We start from the raw sequence: 21,016 nt of genomic DNA on the forward strand, positions 1-21,016 counted from the left end.
GGGTGAGAGTATGAAAGATGTTGATAAAGCAGCCCTTGATCAAATAATTGATAGTTTTGCCTCAGACAGAGGCGCTGCAATGATGATTTTACAAAAAGTGCAAGCTACTTTTGGCTACGTAAGTCCGGAAATAATTGATTATATTTCCCAGGTTACCGGAACTCCGGCAAGTGATCTTTTTGGTATCGCCACTTTTTATGCCCAATTTAGGTTGGAACCGTTAGGAGAAAATATCATTCAAGTGTGTCACGGTACTGCCTGTCACTTAGCCGGTGCGGAACAAATTTCTGAGGCAGTGATCAATGAAGCCGGTGTTCAACCGGGGGGCACCAGTGCTGACGGCAAGTTTACATTAGAACACGTGGCTTGTTTAGGCTGTTGTAGTCATGGTCCGGTTATAACTTTAAACGGAACCACCCACGCCCGCATGAGCCCGGAAAAAGTAAAGAAACTGGTTAAAGAGGCAAGAAAGGGCAGTAAATGCCCATCAAAAGAGCAAAGTACCCCTGCTAAGGGGAAAGGATGTGATGCCGATGCTTAAAACCGAAACAACGGTCGTGAAAGTTGGCTTAGCCAGCTGCGGTATTGCTGCCGGAGCGCAAGAGGTGTATGACGCCTTTCAAACCGCGTTAGAGGAATTGCCGGTATCGCTTACTTTCACTGGCTGCATGGGTATGTGCTTTAACGAGCCTTTAGTAGAAATTTCTTCTCCCGAAGGCGATCGCTATGTGTACGGAAAGGTTAAGCCGGAACAAGTTGAACAAATTATCGAGGAACATATTAAAAACGGCAAACCGATTTTAGATTGGGTTGTGTACAGCAATAAAGTAAAAACCCCGTATTCTGACTTTATTGATAAGCAACAAAGAATTATCTTGAAAAATTGCGGTGTGATTAATCCCGAGAGTATAGACAGTTATTTGGAAGTGGGCGGTTATAAAGCCCTTGAAAAAGCATTGCAGACCATGACGCCGGAAGAAGTTATTGACGAAATCAGCAGATCAGGGTTAAGAGGCAGGGGAGGTGCCGGTTTTCCTACCGGTACTAAATGGTCCTTTGCCAGGAAAGCAGCCGGTAATGAAAAATATGTCATTTGCAATGCTGACGAAGGTGACCCGGGAGCTTTTATGGATCGCAGTATATTGGAAAGCAATCCGCATAGCGTTATAGAAGGCATGCTGATTGCCGGATATGCTATGGGGGCTGAAACCGGTTACATTTATGCCCGTGCTGAATATCCGTTGGCCATTAAACGCTTGAAAATTGCCATTGCCCAAGCTGAAGAAAGAGGGTATCTCGGTAAAAACATTTTAGGTACTGACTTTAACTTTAAATTAACGATTAGAGAAGGTGCCGGTGCCTTTGTTTGCGGTGAAGAAACAGCACTAATTGCTTCCGTTGAAGGTAAAAGAGGAATGCCGCGCATTCGTCCGCCGTTTCCTGCGCAGTCAGGCGTGTGGGGTAAGCCAACCTCAATCAACAACGTAGAAACATTTGCCAACGTGGCTTGGATTATCTTAAACGGTGCAGATTCCTTTAACCAATACGGCACTGAAAAAAGTAAGGGCACAAAAGTGTTTGCCCTGGCGGGAGGAATTGCTTACGGCGGCTTAATTGAGGTTCCGATGGGTATTACCATCAATGAAATTGTTTATGGCATTGGTGGCGGACTGGCATCGGGAGGAAAATTTAAAGCGGTACAAACCGGCGGACCGTCCGGAGGTTGTATTCCGGCCGAATTGGGGGATACCCCGGTCGATTATGAATCGTTAGCAAAAATTGGGGCCATTATGGGTTCCGGCGGTTTGTTAATTATGGACGATTCGGTTTGCATGGTGGATGTGGCTAAATTCTTCTTAAGTTTTACCAAATCTGAATCCTGCGGTAAATGCACTTTTTGCCGTGTAGGTACCAAGCAGATGTTAAAAATCCTCAACCGCATTACCAGAGGTGAAGGTAAGCCTGAAGATATAGACTTATTAGAAGAATTAGGGCATAAGATTGCAGCCGGGGCATTGTGCGGTTTGGGCAAAACCGTTCCCAATCCGGTTTTAACCACGATTAAATACTTCCGTCATGAATATGAAGCGCATATCAATGATAAAATTTGTCCCGCTAAAGTGTGCAAGTCGCTAATTAGTTATAAAATAACGGCCGACGCTTGTAAGGGCTGTGGACTGTGTAGTAGAGAATGTCCCACCGGTGCTATCAGCGGTGAAAAGAAACAGCCACATACCATTGATCAAGAGAAATGCGCCCGCTGCGGATTGTGCATGAGCATATGTAAGTTTAAGGCAATTGAAGTAGTTACCGGAGAAGGGGGGTTAAACTAGATGGCTAAAGTGAAAATTTATATTGACGGAAAAGAGATTTATGCCGAAGAAAACAGCATTTTAATTGAAGTGGCCAGGGATAACGGATTTGAAATCCCCTCATTTTGCCATGATCCCCGATTAAAACCCTTCGGTGCTTGCCGTCAGTGTTTAGTAGAGATTGAAGGTGCCCGTGGATTGGTTCAAGCCTGTGGAGCCAAAGTGCAAGAAGGAATGATCGTGTGGACCAATACCGAAAAAATTATCGGTGTCCGCCGTTTAGGCTTGGAATTCTTGCTTAGTGAGCATAACGGTGATTGTGTTGGCCCTTGTCAATTGGCCTGCCCGGCGGGAGTTGATATCCAGGGCTTTGTGGCTCATATTGCCAATGGTGAGTATCAAGAAGCGGCAAAATTAATTAGAGAAAAAATGCCGTTTCCCTCCTCTGTGGGCAGAGTATGTCCCAGTTTTTGTGAGGCAGAGTGCCGGCGCAATATCGTTGATCAGCCGATATCAATCTGTGCCTTGAAACGTTTTGCCGGTGATTACGGCCAAGTAGACGGAAAACCCTATGTGCCGCCGGTTAAGCCGGATACCGGTAAACGGGTGGCAGTGGTTGGCGGTGGCCCGGCCGGGTTAACGGCAGCCTACTACCTGGCTTTAGAAGGCCATCAAGTGACAATTTTTGAAGCCGCTCCGGATTTAGGCGGCATGATGCGTTATGGAATTCCTGAGTATCGCTTGCCGAAGGCAATATTAGATCAGGAAATTAAAGTAATAACCGATCTTTGCCAAAACGTGTTCTGCAATCAGGCTTTAGGCCGTGATTTCACCATCAGCCAATTAAGAAGGATGGGTTTTGATGCCGTATTCGTGGGCATCGGAGCTTGGGCTATTTCCACGCTGCGTGTACCGGGAGAGGACTTAGAAGGTATTTATTCCGGAATTGAATTTCTTGGGGATATAGCCCTCGGTAAGCAGGTTGAAATTGGCGAAAAAGTGGTAGTTATCGGCGGTGGCAACGTGGCTATGGACGCTGCCAGAACATCAGTTAGGTTGGGGGCAAAAGAAGTTAGCGTTGTTTACCGTCGCTCACGGGAGCAAATGCCTGCCAATCCAATTGAAGTAACCCAGGCCTTAGAAGAAGGCGTTAAATTTGAAATGCTTACCGCACCGGTTGGTTTTGTGGAAGCAGATGGCAAAGTAAAGGCTGTCAAATGCATTAAAATGCAACTGGGTGAACCGGACGCTTCCGGTCGCCGCAGGCCGATTCCGATTGAAGGTTCTGAGTTTGAAATAGAGACAGATATGGTCATTTCGGCCATTGGCCAAAGAGTAGACCGGTCAAGTTTTGTAGGCAGTGAAGAAGTTGCGTTAACGGATCGGGGATTAATTGTGGCAGATAAAACAACTCTGCAAACAAATATACCGTGGTTGTTTGCTGCCGGCGATTGTGTAACCGGACCGAAAACGGTAGTAGAAGCCGTCGGTGCCGGACGCAAAGCAGCCGTGGCCATAAATCAATATTTAAGTGGGCAACCGGTTAAAGGTGAGAAAAAATATTTTAATGTTACCAGAGGTTCTTGGAAAGAACTTGATCCTAACGATTTTGCCGACATAGAAAAAGCCGATCGCGTTATTATGCCTGAAATAGAACCAAGCAAACGTAAAAATAATTTTGATGAATTTGAGCTGGGATTCACCCCGGAAATGGCCCAAAAAGAGGCAGCCCGCTGCCTATCTTGCGGTTGCTTAGATGTATTTGATTGCCGTCTGCGGGAATATGCTACAGAACTTGATGTAAATGCAGAGCGGCTGGGATATGCTGAAAAACGTCACGTAATCTTTAAAGATCATCCCGATATTATCAGAGATCCCAACAAGTGTGTCTTATGCGGCAATTGCGTGCGCTTCTGTCAAGAAGTTGTGGGCATTGGAGCATTAGGTTTTGTTAACCGCGGTTCAGACACCGTGGTGCTTCCGGAGTTAAAGAAACCGTTAACGGAAACCAAGTGCAATACTTGTGGCATGTGCGTAGCAGTCTGTCCAACCGGGGCATTAAACTTTGCCGGTGCACTGTCTAAACCCGGTCCTTGGAAGACAAAACAAGTGAACTCTGTTTGTAACCAGTGCAACATCGGCTGTAAATTAAATCTGCATGTTGCCGGCAATCAGGTAGTCAAGATAACTTCACCTGTTAAAGGAAACGATGTTAATGACGGTTATCTGTGTGCAAAGGGTACATTCCTATATAAGCAGCCGGATAATTTAGAGAGATTGCAGTGGCCGTTAGTTAGAAAGGACGGCAAACTGCAGGCAGTGGACTGGTCTGAAGGTATCAATGCTGCGGCAGAAATTTTAAAAACAGTTAGAGATGCCGAAGGGTTAGACAGCGTTGCCGTTGCCCTTTCGCCAAAGTTGACCAATGAAGAAATCTATTATGCTGCCAAAGTTGCCCGGATGGCACTGGGGACAAATGAACTTTACAGCACCGACTTTGTATCAACGGGCAGTATTGCCGCTGAAATCATTAATAAAGAGGCAATACCTGCGCTCAGTGACATTGAATCCAGTGATTTGGTGCTGGTGTTTGGCAGTAAAATCAGCGACAATTACCCAATTGTTGATTATAAAATCAGAAAAGCGGTAGCAATGGGCACTAAGCTTATGGTTATTACTCCGGAAAAATACAGCTTAAGCCGTCATGCCGATTATATGTTAGAAGTTCAACCTCAATATATGATCGGTTTTCTGGAGGCTTTGATTAAACATGTGCTGGAATACGGCTTAGCTGCTGAAAGCGCTGCTTTTAATGCCGATACTAAGTGGATAATCAATCAGTCATGGCTGAAAACAGAACAAATTACAGAGTTCATGCAATTATATATGCAGGCTGACAGCCCGGTAATCGTTGTTGACGGTCAGGCTGTTTCTGAGGATGAATTAGTTTTAATTGGCCAATTAGCCGCTATGACCGGTAAAGTCGGCAAGGGGATGATGGTTTTATATCCTTACGGTAACTTGCAGTATCTAATGAGAACAGGCGTTAAAACAGATGCCAAAGATCTGGCCGAATTAACTGACAAAATAAGTAACGGTTTGATTAAAGCACTGCTGATAATCAACGACGGGGCAGAATTAACTGCGGATTTACTGCCGGAAGGCATTAAAAAGATAGTAATTACTCCGTATTTGCAGCCGGATTTACAAGCAGATGTAATTTTGCCGGGATCAACGCTATTTGAAACCAACGGCAGTTTACTAAACTGTGAAGGTAGGCTCCAATATCTTAAGGCCGGACTGTTGCCGCCTGCCGGTAAAGAAAACTGCACTGTTTTGGCAGAGCTGGTCAAGGCTTTAGAGTTGGAAATGCCGGTTTTAAATGAAGCTGAGCTGCAACGGCAGCTTTATAAAACATGTATAAAATAAGGCTTACTTTAGCAAAAGCTCAGTGAAAAGCTACCAAAAAAATTTAAATTTACGGAGGTGCTTTAGTTTTATGAAAGCTTTTGCCATGCTAAGAATTGGTGAGGTAGGTTGGATTGAGAAGGAAAAACCCGTTCCCGGGCCATATGACGCCATTTGCCGCCCCTTGGCCCTAGCCCCCTGCACATCGGACATTCACACCGTATTTGAAGGGGCTATTGGCGAAAGAACCAACATGGTTCTGGGACACGAGGCAGTAGGTGAAGTAGTTGAAGTAGGCAGTGAAGTTAAAGATTTCAAGCCGGGTGATAAGGTAGTAGTACCGGCAATTACTCCGGACTGGCGGAGCATAGAGGCGCAAGCCGGATTTCATCAGCATTCCAATGGTATGCTGGCCGGCTGGAAATTTTCTAACTTTAAAGACGGTTCCATGGCCGAATATTTCCACGTAAATGATGCCGATATGAACTTAGCATTACTGCCGCCGGAAGTTCCATTGGAGTCGGCTGTCATGGTTACCGATATGGTAACTACCGGTTTTCATGGGGCAGAAAATGCGGACATTCAATATGGTGCTACTGTAGCGGTTATTGGTATTGGCCCGGTAGGTTTAATGGCTGTAGCCGGTGCAAAATTGCGCGGCGCCGGTAGATTAATTGCCGTAGGTTCACGACCGGTTTGTGTAGAAGCGGCTAAATTTTACGGGGCTACAGACATTGTCAACTATCGTGACGGTGATATTGTTGAGCAAATTCTTGACCTCACAGGAGGAAAAGGTGTTGATGCAGCAATCATTGCCGGCGGCAAACCGAGTGTAGTAGCCCAAGCGGTTAAAATTACCAAGCCCGGTGGCACTATTTCTAACGTCAACTATCACGGTGAGGGTGAGTTCCTGCCCATTCCGCGCACTGAATGGGGATGCGGGATGGCTCATAAAACCATCAAAGGCGGCTTATGCCCCGGCGGTCGTCGCAGGATGGAAATGCTGCTTGATTTAGTTAAATATAACCGTCTGGATCCCAGCAAACTAGTTACCCATGTATTTAAGGGTTTTGAAAATGCAGAAAAAGCATTGCTGATGATGAAAGATAAACAGAAAGATTTAATTAAGCCGGTGGTAATAGTTGAGTAAAATTAGCTAACTGAAAAGTATTTAGTGCATATTTCATTAGGCATAAGAGGTAGCAGAAGCTGCCTCTTATGTTATAAGTACACAATGAATTTATGCACAAATAAGAAAAGGGGAGTTAAATTATGAGATTAAAAGACAAAGTAGCTATTATTACCGGTTCAACGTCAGGAATGGGCAGAGCAACAGCTGAGCTGTTTGCCCGGGAAGGAGCAAAAGTTGTTGTTACCGGAAGAAATAAGGAAAGAGCGAAAGCGGTAGTAGACAAAATTAAAAAGGAAGGTTTTGAAGCCACTTATGTAATTGTAGATGCCACTAAAATTGAAGATTGTAAAAAAATTGTAGATAAAGCATTAGAGGAATATGGAACAGTTGATATTTTGTTTAATAACGCAGGAATGCTAAGTGTGACACCGATCCTAGATATTTCCTTAGATGAATGGGACAAAGTATTTAAAGTTAACGTAACGGCACCACTTTATTTAACCCAATTGGTTGCACCGATTATGAAGGCCAAAGGAAAAGGGGTTATAATTAATACCTGTTCCGTAGCCGGTTACGGAGCTCACCACGGTTTTGCCGCATATGTATCTTCCAAACATGCCATTAAGGGTTTAACCAGGTCAATGGCTTGGGAATTAGGCCCGGAAATTCGTGTTAACGGTATCGCACCCGGTTTAATTCATACTGCTATGGTAGACAGCATTGGTGGAATAGAGGCATGTAAGGGATTAATTGAAGCCAGTCCGCTGAAAACATACGGAAAGCCGGAAAACATCGCTACAGTAGCTTTGTTCTTAGCTTCTGACGATTCAGCGTTTATTGACGGGCAAGTTATCAGGGTAGACGGTGGTATAGATATTTAAGCTAAGCAGTTAAAAACGGCATTTATAAATAATACATCTAGCTAACTAAATATTTGCTTAGTCGGATCTCCCTTTCCTGTGTCAAGGGGCGGTCTTTAATATGCCGCCCCTATTTTTAAGGGCTGTGTTTTACACTTATTTTGGGACCATAGTCCCGAAATATAAGGCAAATCATGTATATGCAAAAAGAATAATTTACAGCTAAAATATAATCAGAACAGTCTGAATATACATGAAAGTTTTTTTAAAAAATATAGAAGGAAAATTAATCTATTGTGTTGAATATATAAGAAAAAAACTATGTGGAAATATGTGGAGGCAATGCAATATTAATGCAAAAACTAATTGATTGTTGGGCTGGAAAAATAGCTCAGGAGTCAGGTATAAGCCCTAACGTAATAGCTTATGGCATAAAAGTTCTTTGTAATAATCTGTTTAGCTTTATTATCATCATGACGGTAGCAGCAATTTTTGGTTGTTTTTTGCATACTTTTGTGGCTTATTTCACAGCGCTGTTAATAAAAATTTTTGCCGGTGGCCGGCACGCATCAAACCCAATTGTTTGCTACTTGGTTACTGTGCTGCTTTTTGTTGGCATTGGCTTAATATCACCAGTGCTGGTAATGGTTAATAATCACATTACTTTGGCAGTAATTGCTGTTGCACTTTTCGGTTTAGCAGTAATTATAAATTTTGCTCCGCTGGATACACCTAATAAGCCGATCAAGCCGGAACGGCGTAAAACACTGCGCAAATGTGCGGTTGTTTCCTGGATTATATGCAGTACCGTTTTATTAATATTTAGCACTGGAAAATTATTTCCTGTTGATATCAGCTTAATTACCGCAGCCTTATTGGGGATGCTTTTCACAGCTTGCGGTCTGGTTACTAAAAAGAAGGAGGTGAGTATTTAATGAGAAAACATTTATTTATACTTTTAGGGACGGTTTTATTATGGGTATCTCAACTTAACATTGCTCTTGCTTGCTGGATTCACGCTTATGAGCCGGAAGTTCCTGAAGAATTGTTGTAAGGACGTATCGCAATGCTATATATAACTCTACTTATTGTTGAAGCCTTAAGTATAATGTTCCTTGGTTATGTATTGCTAAATAAAAAATGGCAGTGGGGTAACTGGTTGTTTTATTCATTAATATTTGCTTTAATAGTTTGGTTGACCAGAATGCTCCCAATGGCCTATGGGGTTCATTCTTTAATTGCCATGCTGGTTTTGGGTTTGATGTTAAAACACATTACCCAAAAGCCTTTAACAAAAACAATGACCTCTGCAGTAATAATTATGGTGCTGCTAATCATTTTTGAAACCACAACACTGGACATATTTAGAGTTATTACTAATATTGAGTTTAACAAACTAGTCAATAATGAGAAGCTTTGGTTTTTGCTGGGATTACCGCACTGTATTGGCCTATGGCTGTTAGCAATATATATTAAAGCAAAAAAACCAAAAGTTTTAAATAAAATTGGGTTGGATAATTAACACGGTGAAGCCGTGTTGCTTTTTTTATTCATTGAGGTGGCTTATGAAATTAAAAATTAACAACGAGGAAAATCTAATTACTTATTGGGTTTTTTTCTTCAGCTCAATAGTTATTTGTTTAATACCGGTAGTGGACCGATATTCTTTTAATTTTGAACAATTTATAAATTATAAAATTAGATTAGGCATAATTATTGTTATCTGTTTAGTATTAGGACTGGTTTACTTGCAAAGTAAACTTTTTAACAACAGTTTAGAGTATCCTTATCGTGCCCAGCCCAAAGATGTTATCTGCATATTTATTTATCTGATTTTAGTAACTGCTTTAATTTTTTTATCCGGTGCTAATTCCGAACATTATATTTTGTTTGTCTTTCCGGTGGCGATTTGTGCTCTCGGGTATGGGCGCAAAAGCGGTATCACGATCGCGATAGTTGCATCAGCAATGATATTTACCTATGAATTATTTTTTAGATTTGAAGGGCCGAGCTATAATTTTGATAATGTACTGATTCAAATTGCTATTTTGATACTGTTGGGTTATTTAATCGGTGGAATTACAGACAATAATAAAAAAATAACATCCCACTTAATTTTCAAACATAGGTTTTTAAATCAAATTGTTAATAACCTGCCGTTAGGTATTATCACCGTTAATAAAGATAAACAAATTACCTTCTATAACCGGCACCAAGCATCCATGCTGGGCATCACTGATGAAACAAAGTCAGTAGGGGAAGTAGACATTAATAAACATTTTCCGGTCATCAATGAAAATATGCATATCATTGACCGGGTGATAGACACCGGTAAACCGGCAGTGGATTTTAGCGGTCAGGTTGTAAAGAAGGATAAAACCATTGAGGTAGTTGCCAGCGCATACTCTCTTGAGCCGGAGCAGCAAGAAGCACTGGTGATTATCAAGGATATTAGCCAGCAGCTGGAAGCGGAAAATTGGAAAAGAAAATCCCAACACATTTTAGAGTCCCTTAATGTAGGAATTGTGTTTGTGGATAAGGCAGGTTTTGTAGAACTCTGCAATCATGCCGCTAACAGTATTTTACAATTAGATAACTGCCCCATGAAAGGCCTGTTTGTAGAGTTTTTATATGATAATTGCTCAATATCTGATGAGCAGTATAATAGATTAGTTACAGAATCTACAGTCAGCTTGGAGATAGAATTTAACGACAAAATAATATTAATCAGTAAGTGCCCAATAATACAGGGTGAGCAAAAATATGGCGATATGTATGTATTAAATGATGTTACTGAGCTGCGACGGTTGGACAGCGAACTGAGAAAAGCGGCAACTTTAAGTATTATTGGTGAAGTTGCTGCCGGAACGGTACATGAAATAAAAAACCCGCTTACCGTGATTAAAGGTTTCGTTCAATTAATTCAAAGCAATCATGAAAAAACTATTGGGGAATATCAAGATTACTTTCAGATGGTAATTAAAGAAACGGAACGCATAGAAAAGATTCTTTCAGAATTTTTGTTGTTAGCCCGTCCTCGAAAAAGCAACTTTAACAACTTAAATGTAAATAACGTTATTTCAGAAGTATGGGGGCTAATTGAAAGCTATGCGGCATCAAAAAATATCAATACGCGCATTAATTTAAAAGAAGAACTGCCGGAGATTTTCGGTGACGCAGAACAAATCAAACAGGTGATTTTAAATATTGCCAAGAATGCTTGCGATGCAGTTTATGACGGCGGGTTAATAAAAATTAAATCTTATACAAACAGCCAAGGGGCGGTTTGCGTAGATATTGAAGATAACGGCAAAGGTATTCCTGAAGCAATGTTAAATCAAATTTTCAACCCTTTCTTTACCACAAAGGACACCGGAACGGGATTAGGCCTGGCTATTTCCAATCGTATTATGTCAGATCATCGTGGAGAAATATTAGTGCAATCAAATACGTCAAAAGGAACTACTTTTACATTAGTGTTTCCTCAAATAGCATCTATGTCATAAAAGCCGGCTTTGATTCAGAAAGCCGATTTAGCATATAGTTTACACTTTTTTCCACTTGATAATAGCTGCGAATAATGTTAAATTATATTTCCGCGCCAAAATAATAAAAACGGTGGCGGGTAATAACCAATAACTTCCGGTTGAAAACGAATAAACGAGATGTTAAACTAAAAAATGCCGCTTGAGAGCGGCAGAGATAAATTGCCAGTTGACATAAAACATGAAAACTGATAAACTAAAGCTTGCCGCGCTGGAGCGGCAAACAAAATATGGCAGTGAGAAAGATCCTTGAAAACTGAACAGTGAGTAAGAGATGAATGCAAGGAAACACTCGTTTAAGAAGATGAGTAATTCAGGATAACGCAGAGCTTGGAAAAAGCTTTCTGAGATAATTTTTCACGGAGAGTTTGATCCTGGCTCAGGACGAACGCTGGCGGCGTGCCTAACACATGCAAGTCGAGCGAAGGATCGGCAATGAAGTTTTCGGACGGAATTGCCGATTACTTAGCGGCGGACGGGTGAGTAACGCGTGGATAATCTGCCTATCAGACCGGGATAACCCTTGGAAACAGGGGCTAATACCGGATACGAACATCGGGACACAAGTTCTGATGTTGAAAGGGGATACCGCTGATAGATGAGTCCGCGTCCCATTAGCTAGTTGGTGGGGTAAAGGCCTACCAAGGCGACGATGGGTAGCCGGCCTGAGAGGGTGACCGGCCACACTGGAACTGAGACACGGTCCAGACTCCTACGGGAGGCAGCAGTGGGGAATATTCCGCAATGGGCGAAAGCCTGACGGAGCAACGCCGCGTGAGGGAAGAATGTCTTCGGACTGTAAACCTCTGTTGTATGGGAAGATAATGACGGTACCATACGAGAAAGCCCCGGCTAACTACGTGCCAGCAGCCGCGGTAATACGTAGGGGGCGAGCGTTGTCCGGAATTACTGGGCGTAAAGGGCGCGTAGGCGGCAAACTAAGTTAGAGGTGAAACCTGCAGGCTTAACCTGCAGCATGCCTCTAAAACTGGTTAGCTTGAGTGCAGGAGAGGGAAGTGGAATTCCTGGTGTAGCGGTGAAATGCGTAGATATCAGGAGGAACACTCGTGGCGAAGGCGGCTTCCTGGCCTGTAACTGACGCTGAGGCGCGAAAGCGTGGGGAGCAAACAGGATTAGATACCCTGGTAGTCCACGCCGTAAACGATGAGTGCTAGGTGTTGGAGGTATCGACCCCTTCAGTGCCGTAGCAAACGCGTTAAGCACTCCGCCTGGGGAGTACGGTCGCAAGACTAAAACTCAAAGGAATTGACGGGGGCCCGCACAAGCGGTGGAGCATGTGGTTTAATTCGACGCAACGCGAAGAACCTTACCAGGGCTTGACATCCTCCGCCATCCCTAGAAATAGGGAGTTCCCTTATGGGACGGAGAGACAGGTGGTGCATGGTTGTCGTCAGCTCGTGTCGTGAGATGTTGGGTTAAGTCCCGCAACGAGCGCAACCCTTACCGTTAGTTGCCATCATTAAGTTGGGCACTCTAACGGAACTGCCGTTGACAAAACGGAGGAAGGTGGGGATGACGTCAAATCATCATGCCCCTTATGCCCTGGGCTACACACGTGCTACAATGGCCTGTACAGAGGGCAGCGAAGCCGTGAGGCGGAGCGAATCCCAGAAAGCAGGTCCCAGTTCGGATTGCAGGCTGCAACTCGCCTGCATGAAGTAGGAATCGCTAGTAATCGCAGGTCAGCATACTGCGGTGAATACGTTCCCGGGCCTTGTACACACCGCCCGTCACACCACGAAAGTCGACAACACCCGAAGCCGGTGACTTAACCTCGCAAGAGGAGAGAGCCGTCGAAGGTGGGGTCGATGATTGGGGTGAAGTCGTAACAAGGTAGCCGTATCGGAAGGTGCGGCTGGATCACCTCCTTTCTGAGGAGTAACTGAGAGGAGACAAGGTGTTACCTCTCACTCCTAGGTCGATCATTCATCTCTTTGCACTGTTCAGTTTTGAAGGATTAAAGCCTTCAATAAAGCGAATTAGATAGAAATGTTCCTTGAAAACTGCACAGCGAGTAAGAGAAGCGAGAAGTAGGTAGAAACAATTTCACCAGGTCAAGATAGTAAGAGCACATGGTGGATGCCTAGGCGCTTTAGGCCGATGAAGGACGTGGTAAGCTGCGAAAAGCTGCGGGTAGCTGCAAACAAGCGTTGATCCGCAGATCTCCGAATGGGGCAACCCGGCGGGAGCGAACTCCCGTCACCGTTTAGTGAATCCATAGCTAAACGGGGGGCACCCGGGGAACTGAAACATCTAAGTACCCGGAGGAAAAGAAAGAAAACTCGATACCCTAAGTAGCGGCGAGCGAACGGGGTGTAGCCTAAACCGGCAATGCTTGCATTGCCGGGGTTGCGGGACCTCAAGAATTGGATTTGACTTATCTAGCTGAACACAGCTGGAAAGCTGGAGCACAGAAGGTAACACTCCTGTAAGCGAAAGATAAGCAAACCAAAGAGGGATCCCAAGTACCGCGGGACACGTGGAACCCCGTGGGAATCCGGCAGGACCACCTGCCAAGGCTAAATACCTAAAGCGACCGATAGTGCACAAGTACCGTGAGGGAAAGGTGAAAAGCACCCCGGGAGGGGAGTGAAATAGAACCTGAAACCATGTGTTTACAAGCAGTCGGAGCGCGTTAAAAGCGTGACGGCGTACTTTTTGCAGAACGGACCGGCGAGTTACTTTAACGAGCGAGGTTAAGGCAGGGAATGCCGGAGCCGCAGCGAAAGCGAGTCTGAAGAGGGCGCATAGTTCGTTAAAGTAGACCCGAAACCGGGTGATCTACCCATGGCCAGAGTGAAGCTGAAGTAAAATTCAGTGGAGGCTCGAACCGACCGTCGTTAAAAAGACGGCGGATGAGCTGTGGGTAGGGGTGAAAAGCCAATCGAACTCGGAGATAGCTGGTTCTCCCCGAAATAGCTTTAGGGCTAGCCTCGGGAATGAGTGCCGGAGGTAGAGCACTGACTGGGCTAGGGGCCTTCACCGGTTACCGACCCCAATCAAACTCCGAATGCCGGCCACTTGAATCCCGGGAGTCAGACTACGGGTGCTAAGATTCGTAGTCGAGAGGGAAACAGCCCAGACCAACAGCTAAGGTCCCCAAGCATGGCTAAGTGGGAAAGGATGTGGGGTTGCAGAGACAACCAGGATGTTGGCTTAGAAGCAGCCATCATTCAAAGAGTGCGTAATAGCTCACTGGTCAAGTGACCCTGCGCCGAAAATGTAACGGGGCTAAGTCATGCACCGAAGCTTTGGTTTGGATGGTATGGACCATTCAGAGGTAGGGGAGCGTTGCCAACGCGCGGAAGCAGTACCGAAAGGAGCTGTGGAGCGTTGGGAAGTGAGAATGCCGGTATGAGTAAACGAAAAGGCAGGTGAGAATCCTGCCCGCCGAAAGCCTAAGGTTTTCTGGGGAAGGCTCGTCCGCCCAGAGTAAGCCGGGACCTAAGCCGAGGCCGAAAGGCGTAGGCGATGGACAATCGGTTGAGATTCCGATGCCACCAACGACCGTTTGAAGGATGGGGTGACGCAGGAGGGTAGGCTAAGCGCACGGTTGGAAAAGTGCGTCCAAGCCCGTAGGGTGATAAGTAGGCAAAACCGCTTATCAAAAAGCCCGAGAGGTGAAGGGGAGCGAAAAAAAGTAGCGAAGTAGCCGATCCCAAACTGCCAAGAAAAGCCTCTAACGAGGAAGTTGGTGCCCGTACCGCAAACCGACACAGGTAGGCGAGGAGAGAATCCTAAGGCGCGCGAGAGAACCCTCGTTAAGGAACTCGGCAAAATGACCCCGTAACTTCGGGAGAAGGGGTGCCTCATTATCGTGAAGTTAGAACAAACGGAGCGAGAAGAGGCCGCAGAGACCAGGCCCAAACGACTGTTTAGCAAAAACACAGGTTCCTGCTAAAGCGAAAGCTGACGTATAGGAGCTGACGCCTGCCCGGTGCCGGAAGGTTAAGAGGAAGGGTTAGGGAAATGACCCGAAGCTCTGAATTGAAGCCCCGGTAAACGGCGGCCGTAACTATAACGGTCCTAAGGTAGCGAAATTCCTTGTCGGGTAAGTTCCGACCCGCACGAATGGCGTAACGATTTGGGCACTGTCTCAACGAGGGACTCGGTGAAATTGAAGTTCCGGTAAAGATGCCGGATACCTGCGACAGGACAGAAAGACCCCGTGGAGCTTTACTGCAGCTTGACATTGGGTTTCGGTATTTCATGTACAGGATAGGTGGGAGACAGAGAAGCAAGTACGCCAGTATTTGTGGAGTCGACGGTGGGATACCACCCTTGAGATATTGGAATTCTAACTTAGTGCCGAAAGCCGGTACGAGGACAGTGTCAGGTGGGCAGTTTGACTGGGGCGGTCGCCTCCCAAAGGGTAACGGAGGCGCCCAAAGGTTCCCTCAGCGCGGACGGAAATCGCGCCTAGAGAGTGTAAAGGCAAAAGGGAGCTTGACAGCGAGACTGACAAGTCGAGCTGGTACGAAAGTAGGGCTTAGTGATCCGGCGGTATCGAGTGGAAGAGCCGTCGCTCAACGGATAAAAGCTACCCCGGGGATAACAGGCTTATCTCCCCCAAGAGTTCACATCGACGGGGAGGTTTGGCACCTCGATGTCGGCTCATCGCATCCTGGGGCTGGAGTAGGTCCCAAGGGTTGGGCTGTTCGCCCATTAAAGCGGTACGTGAGCTGGGTTCAGAACGTCGTGAGACAGTTCGGTCCCTATCCGTCGCAGGCGTAGGAAACTTGAGGAGAGCTGACCCTAGTACGAGAGGACCGGGTTGGACGGACCGCTGGTGTACCAGTTGTCTCGCCAGAGGCATAGCTGGGTAGCTATGTCCGGAAGGGATAAGCGCTGAAAGCATCTAAGCGCGAAGCCCCCTCCAAGATGAGGTTTCCCATCGTAAGAGTAAGACCCCACGAAGACTACGTGGTAGATAGGCCGGGTGTGTAAGCACAGTAATGTGTTTAGCTGACCGGTACTAATAGGTCGAGGTCTTGACCTGAAAGCTTTTCTTGACTCGCTGTACAGTTTTGAAGGAACAGCAGACATGGTATCCTGCAACGATACTGAACGCCAAGGCATTTGCCGGAGCAAACGATAAGCCGGCGCATTCAAAGAGCGACGCCGCCGGAGGGTAAGTGCCGAGGACTGTTCGAGGAGCTTTGCTCCGAGTTCCGCAGGCACCCGGAGGCGGCGGAGCTCGTACAAGTATATGTGCCGGCGTGTTTGCGGAGCGTAAATGCCTTGGCAGACCGCGAGCGAACAGGCCGTAAGACAGGCCTGCCTAAGAATGAAAACAATATTTTCGGTGGCAATACCGCAGGGGGTACACCCGTTCCCATCCCGAACACGGAAGTTAAGCCCTGCAGGGCCGATGGTACTTGGGCTTGAGCCCTGGGAGAGTAGGTCGCCGCCGAATTTTATATATATTCCTCGATAGCTCAACGGTAGAGCAACCGGCTGTTAACCGGTAGGTTGTAGGTTCGAATCCTACTCGAGGAGCCATTTTTTTTTGTGCCTGTAGCTCAACTGGATAGAGCATCTGACTTCGGATCAGAAGGCTGGGGGTTCGAGTCCCTCCAGGTACGCCACTGAAACCCTTGAGAATATCACTCAAGGGCTTTTTATTTTGTCTAAATGATGGGCATTTTAATAATAATAAAAGAAATTTAAATAATATTAAAATTTAAACATATAGTGAATGTGTTTACATTCACAAGCTTTTATAATAATATAATAAAAAAGGAGGGATTTATATGACAAACAAATCAGGACTTTGGTATCCCGTTCAAACTTTGCCTAAGCAGAGGAGAAAGTATAATAAAAACAACAAAGATAATAAAGACAAGCAGGGGCAATGGTACCCAATACAAACATTGGGGCCTAAGCGGTAATAATGGTGATGGCGCGTGCTTACAAGTTGCCTTAAAGAAGTTTGGAATAAAAGGTCATGTAGTTAATAAAGCCTTGTATCAGTAAGTAAGATACAAGGCTTTGTTCATTTAACCGCAGATTAACAATAGCCCGGTATTGACCGGGTGTTTTTTATTCTCATTACGGCTATATACGCTAATTGCCTTATTATATTTTATATTGTTAAAATAAATTAAATAGCGAAAGGAGTTAGAACATGACTAAACTTGTGTTTGATAATGGAGAAGGTATTGTATATCGCCCTCCGCGTGAAGCCGATAGTTTTATCCTGCGGGTTACCACCGGATGTTCACATAACAAATGCTTGTTTTGCGGCATGTACCGAAGTGTGAAATTTCGCATTCGGGATGAAGATAATATTGCAAAGCAAATAAAACAAGCCGCTCGGCAGTGTCCCAATATTAAGAAGGTATTTTTGGCTGACGGCAATGCTTTGGTTTTGCCTACTGATAAGTTAATAAAAATTATTAAAATGCTAAAAGAAGAGTTACCAAATGTAACCCAAATAAGTTGTTATGCGGGCGCCAAAGATATCTTGCGAAAGAGCGATGAAGAGCTTACTGAGTTAAGAAATATGGGCTTGAAAATGATCTATTTAGGAATTGAAAGCGGCGATGATCAAGTGTTGGCTTTTGTAAATAAGGGCGCGACCGCCGGTGAGATGATTGCTGCCGGCCAAAGGGTTATGGCGGCAGGAATAAAACTTACCGCCATGATTGTGGTTGGCCTGGGGGGAAAGACGCAAACTACCCAACATGCTGTTAATACGGCTAGAGTAATCAATGAGATTAACCCCAATATTTTAGGACCGTTAACGCTGACGGTAGAAGATAATACACCCTTGGCAGAATTGGTAAAGTGCGGTGAGTTTGCTTTACTGACACCGCTGGAAGTTATGCAGGAGTTTAAAACGTTAATTCAACATATAAACGTCACTCGGCCATGTGTCTTTGACAGCAACCATATATTTAACATGCTACCGACAAGATGTGTTCTGCCAAAGGATAAAAAATTATTGTTATCAGAAATTGAGCAAGTGATAGAATTTCTGCAGGAAAATGAGTAATTAAAGTGATATTTAACCCTGTTGAACTACCCGGAAATAATTTTTTCGGTCGCCTCCGAATTAAATTTTATACATTGTAAAACCCTGAGGTTAGCCGCCTCAGGGTTTTGTTAATGATAAAGCAATTTTGTGTTGTTACTAGTAACAAAAACTGGTATTGAGCCATAAAATAATGAAAATTATTAAATAAAGTTTGAGGAGGTAGTTAAAATGAAAAAGGCAATTAAGGCAGCCTATTATCCGGGCGATTATATAAATCCTCTTCAATTAATTAGGTGCTGCTGCTTATTACTGGCCGGGTTTATCATTGGTTTAGCCTTGCTCTTTTGTGGACTGTTAGACTTCAGATTGTTTGGCATGTGGCTGTTCTTAATGCTGGCTATAGCATGCTGTAGTTGCTGCATTTACTAACTTTTGTTTAAGGGGTCGGCATTGGCTGCCGACCCTTACATTTTTATTGATAATATTGTCTTTTGCCTGTAAGGGCAGGGTTCTGCCTCAACTCATTCTCGTAAATGTAACGTTGTTTGTGGGCCGCCAAGGCATTTGACCGATTAGCCGGCAAATTCAAAGAGCATTGCTAACGGGGGAAAGCATGCCCGCCCGCTACATTTAGGGATATAACCGATAGAGCATTCTGGGAAAGGGGATTGCTTCTCTGACATGTTCTAAACCGCAAATCCACGCTATTGTACGTTCTAATCCTAAGCCAAAACCTGAGTGGGGAACGGAGCCGTAGCGGCGCAGATCTAAATACCATTCAAAAGCATCTTTAGGAAGATTATGCTCTGCTATGCGCTGTTCTAACAACTTTAAGTCGTCAATGCGCTGGCCGCCGCCAATAATTTCACCGTATCCTTCCGGAGCAAGCAGATCTGCGCCTAAGACAACTTTTTCATTTTCCGGATCCGGCTTCATATAAAAGGCCTTAATTTCGGCAGGAAACCGGTGAACAAAAACAGGCGCATTAAATTTACCGGAAATCAGAGTTTCGTCAGGGGCCCCGAAGTCATCACCCCATTTAAAATCATGCCCTTCCTTATTTAATAACTCAACTGCCTCAGAATAACTTATCCGCGGGAAGGGCGGCTTAACAGCTTCTAATTTGCTGATGTCTCTGCCTAATAATTTTAAGTCCTCACGATTTTTCTCCAATACCCGTTGAACTATGTAGTAAACCAATTCTTCTTGTAGCTTAAGATTGTCCTCAAAGTCAAAATAGGCCGCTTCAGCTTCAATCATCCAAAATTCCATTAAATGACGCCGGGTTTTAGATTTTTCAGCGCGGAAGGTGGGCCCAAAACAATAAACCCTGCCTAATGCCATTGCGGTGGCTTCGCAGTATAACTGGCCGCTTTGCGAGAGATAAGCCTTTTCATCGTGGTAATCAATTTCAAACAGGGTTGTTGTCCCCTCGCATGCTGCCGGGGTAATAATCGGTGCATCGGCTTGAATAAAGTCGTTCTTATAAAAGAATTCATGCACCGCCATTTCGATTTCTGAGCGTATGCGTAAAATTGCTGACTGCTTGGGAGTTCTAATCCATAAATGCCTGCGATCTAAAAGGAAGTCTACACCGTGTTTTTTCAAGGTAATTGGATATGGTTCAGCCTGTGACACAATTTCTATGTTTGATACGCCAATTTCATAACCACCGGGTGAACGCGGGTTTTCGCGCACCAGGCCTTCAACTATAATAGAACTTTCCTGGGTGATTTTTTTAGCCTGGGCAAAAATTTCCGGTGTCTCTTCTTTTACTACTACACCTTGGGTTAAACCGCTGCCATCTCGAATAATCAAAAAAATAATTTTGCCGGATGAACGTTTGTTATAAAGCCAACCTTTAACAGTTACCTGTTGGTCTACATAAGAACTTAAATTTTTAATTTGCACACTGTTCAATATTATCACCTCATTACTTAGTATAAGTATTTTCCCGAAATTTGTCATGGTTTAAGTAGATATAATCAGTAAATCATAACAAATAATTTTGCATAAAAGAATAGACCAGATGTAGTTTAACAGCCGGTTAAAGTCTTGACGAGGAATAATTACTTTATTTACACTAAATGAGTGTGTTTTAGGTAAGGATTTATGTAACCGGTGGCTGTGAATTAATCAATATTTTCTCTAATTTTACAGCAATATTTACTTTGTAAATTATATATTTTTTTTCTTGCTGACATTATATTGACAACAGTATATTATAACGATAATATTTTAATGGTTAAAATATTTAGCTATTACATAAAAAGGAGGCAGTTGTTTTGTACGATGAGGAATTTCTAAATAAGGTTTATCAGTTAAATTCTTCAATAACTAATTACCATCGTTTATTACATATTTACTTAATGAAAACTTCAAAAGTTTCTTTAACCTGGGCCCAATTATTTTTATTACAAATACTTAAAGAAGACGGCCCTTCTAACCCATCAACAATTGCCGGCAAGATGGGTGTTACCTTGGGTGCGATAACCAGTTTGGCCGATAAACTGGTAAATCAAGGTTTAATTTCTCGGGAAAGAAGCAGCGATGACCGGCGAAGGGTGAAGATCAGCCTGACAAAAGAAGGGGAAGAGCTTTACCAAGAAGCCGTGCATGAATATGCCCGCAATATAGTGCGTGTTTTGTCAGTATTGTCTTTGGAAGAAGTGGAAGCGATGAAGGCAGTGTATCAGAAACTGACGAAAAATTTAAACGAAATTATTGACAGGGAAAAATAGGGCAAAGGGGGGTAGATT

Annotated in this window: 13 protein-coding genes, 2 tRNA genes and 3 rRNA genes; 17 read left to right on the forward strand and 1 reads right to left on the reverse strand. The window is 44.2% G+C overall.

What is annotated here, in order from left to right:
* Window positions 1–10 precede the first annotated feature (10 nt).
* The 16 genes from nuoE to ACZ5NG_RS04900 all read left to right on the forward strand — a co-directional run bounded on the left by nuoE (window position 11) and on the right by ACZ5NG_RS04900 (window position 18,686).
* Window positions 11–541, forward strand: a complete 531-nt coding sequence (gene nuoE / locus ACZ5NG_RS04825; protein ID WP_464252860.1) for an NADH-quinone oxidoreductase subunit NuoE — start codon at window positions 11–13, stop codon at window positions 539–541.
* Window positions 534–2,333 carry an NADH-quinone oxidoreductase subunit NuoF gene (gene nuoF / locus ACZ5NG_RS04830; protein WP_464252861.1) on the forward strand — a complete coding sequence of 600 codons (1,800 nt, stop codon included), beginning with the start codon at window positions 534–536 and terminating at the stop codon, window positions 2,331–2,333. The genes nuoE and nuoF overlap by 8 nt, the downstream gene beginning before the upstream one ends.
* On the forward strand, window positions 2,334–5,741 hold the full coding sequence (locus tag ACZ5NG_RS04835; protein ID WP_464252862.1) for an NAD(P)-binding protein: 3,408 nt from the start codon (window positions 2,334–2,336) through the stop codon (window positions 5,739–5,741).
* A gap of 70 nt (window positions 5,742–5,811) precedes the next feature.
* The gene (locus tag ACZ5NG_RS04840) at window positions 5,812–6,870 is read left to right on the forward strand and encodes an NADP-dependent isopropanol dehydrogenase (RefSeq protein ID WP_464252863.1); all 1,059 of its coding nucleotides are present in this window, start codon (window positions 5,812–5,814) and stop codon (window positions 6,868–6,870) included.
* A gap of 122 nt (window positions 6,871–6,992) precedes the next feature.
* Window positions 6,993–7,733, forward strand: coding sequence for an SDR family NAD(P)-dependent oxidoreductase (locus ACZ5NG_RS04845; protein WP_464252864.1), 741 nt, complete (start codon window positions 6,993–6,995; stop codon window positions 7,731–7,733).
* Window positions 7,734–8,065: 332 nt separating this feature from the next.
* Complete coding sequence (locus tag ACZ5NG_RS04850) at window positions 8,066–8,647, forward strand: accessory gene regulator ArgB-like protein (protein WP_464252865.1); 582 nt, start codon at window positions 8,066–8,068, stop codon at window positions 8,645–8,647.
* Window positions 8,647–8,766: a cyclic lactone autoinducer peptide gene (locus ACZ5NG_RS04855; protein ID WP_464252866.1), complete on the forward strand. Its 120-nt coding sequence runs from the start codon at window positions 8,647–8,649 to the stop codon at window positions 8,764–8,766. Before ACZ5NG_RS04850 ends, ACZ5NG_RS04855 begins: the two co-directional genes overlap by 1 nt.
* 12 nt (window positions 8,767–8,778) lie before the next feature.
* Entirely contained in the window at window positions 8,779–9,234 is a 456-nt protein-coding gene (locus ACZ5NG_RS04860) for a hypothetical protein (protein WP_464252867.1), read from the forward strand.
* A gap of 43 nt (window positions 9,235–9,277) precedes the next feature.
* Window positions 9,278–11,218, forward strand: coding sequence for an ATP-binding protein (locus tag ACZ5NG_RS04865; protein ID WP_464252868.1), 1,941 nt, complete (start codon window positions 9,278–9,280; stop codon window positions 11,216–11,218).
* 395 nt (window positions 11,219–11,613) lie between these two features.
* Window positions 11,614–13,149 (forward strand): 16S ribosomal RNA (locus tag ACZ5NG_RS04870).
* Between the two features lie 181 nt (window positions 13,150–13,330).
* Window positions 13,331–16,277: ribosomal RNA gene (locus tag ACZ5NG_RS04875) — 23S ribosomal RNA — on the forward strand.
* Between the two features lie 302 nt (window positions 16,278–16,579).
* Window positions 16,580–16,694, forward strand: a 5S ribosomal RNA gene (gene rrf, locus ACZ5NG_RS04880).
* The 16S, 23S and 5S rRNA genes sit together here with 2 tRNA genes alongside, the layout of an rRNA operon.
* Before the next feature lie 11 nt (window positions 16,695–16,705).
* Window positions 16,706–16,780, forward strand: a tRNA-Asn gene (locus ACZ5NG_RS04885).
* 9 nt (window positions 16,781–16,789) lie between these two features.
* Window positions 16,790–16,866 (forward strand) — tRNA-Arg (locus tag ACZ5NG_RS04890).
* Window positions 16,867–17,405: 539 nt separating this feature from the next.
* The gene (locus ACZ5NG_RS04895) at window positions 17,406–18,275 is read left to right on the forward strand and encodes a radical SAM protein (RefSeq protein ID WP_464252869.1); all 870 of its coding nucleotides are present in this window, start codon (window positions 17,406–17,408) and stop codon (window positions 18,273–18,275) included.
* A gap of 210 nt (window positions 18,276–18,485) precedes the next feature.
* Window positions 18,486–18,686, forward strand: a complete 201-nt coding sequence (locus ACZ5NG_RS04900) for a hypothetical protein (RefSeq protein WP_464252870.1) — start codon at window positions 18,486–18,488, stop codon at window positions 18,684–18,686.
* 201 nt (window positions 18,687–18,887) lie between these two features.
* On the opposite strand, the gene asnS is transcribed toward ACZ5NG_RS04900, so the two are convergent.
* Entirely contained in the window at window positions 18,888–20,177 is a 1,290-nt protein-coding gene (gene asnS / locus ACZ5NG_RS04905; RefSeq protein ID WP_464252871.1) for an asparagine--tRNA ligase, read from the reverse strand.
* Window positions 20,178–20,542: 365 nt separating this feature from the next.
* Between asnS and ACZ5NG_RS04910 the strand changes: the two genes are divergently transcribed.
* Complete coding sequence (locus ACZ5NG_RS04910; RefSeq protein ID WP_464252872.1) at window positions 20,543–20,998, forward strand: MarR family winged helix-turn-helix transcriptional regulator; 456 nt, start codon at window positions 20,543–20,545, stop codon at window positions 20,996–20,998.
* Window positions 20,999–21,016: the final 18 nt, after the last annotated feature.

This window comes from Desulfovectis peckii, assembly GCF_055391705.1.

Excerpts from the sequence above, each read along its gene's own strand:
- nuoE (WP_464252860.1), top strand. The coding sequence starts at position 11 with ATGAAAGATGTTGATAAAGCAGCCCTTGATCAAATAATTGATAGTTTT.
- nuoF (WP_464252861.1), top strand. The coding sequence starts at position 534 with ATGCTTAAAACCGAAACAACGGTCGTGAAAGTTGGCTTAGCCAGCTGC.
- ACZ5NG_RS04835 (WP_464252862.1), top strand. The coding sequence starts at position 2,334 with ATGGCTAAAGTGAAAATTTATATTGACGGAAAAGAGATTTATGCCGAA.
- ACZ5NG_RS04840 (WP_464252863.1), top strand. The coding sequence starts at position 5,812 with ATGAAAGCTTTTGCCATGCTAAGAATTGGTGAGGTAGGTTGGATTGAG.
- ACZ5NG_RS04845 (WP_464252864.1), top strand. The coding sequence starts at position 6,993 with ATGAGATTAAAAGACAAAGTAGCTATTATTACCGGTTCAACGTCAGGA.
- ACZ5NG_RS04850 (WP_464252865.1), top strand. The coding sequence starts at position 8,066 with ATGCAAAAACTAATTGATTGTTGGGCTGGAAAAATAGCTCAGGAGTCA.
- ACZ5NG_RS04855 (WP_464252866.1), top strand. The coding sequence starts at position 8,647 with ATGAGAAAACATTTATTTATACTTTTAGGGACGGTTTTATTATGGGTA.
- ACZ5NG_RS04860 (WP_464252867.1), top strand. The coding sequence starts at position 8,779 with ATGCTATATATAACTCTACTTATTGTTGAAGCCTTAAGTATAATGTTC.
- ACZ5NG_RS04865 (WP_464252868.1), top strand. The coding sequence starts at position 9,278 with ATGAAATTAAAAATTAACAACGAGGAAAATCTAATTACTTATTGGGTT.
- ACZ5NG_RS04895 (WP_464252869.1), top strand. The coding sequence starts at position 17,406 with ATGACTAAACTTGTGTTTGATAATGGAGAAGGTATTGTATATCGCCCT.
- ACZ5NG_RS04900 (WP_464252870.1), top strand. The coding sequence starts at position 18,486 with ATGAAAAAGGCAATTAAGGCAGCCTATTATCCGGGCGATTATATAAAT.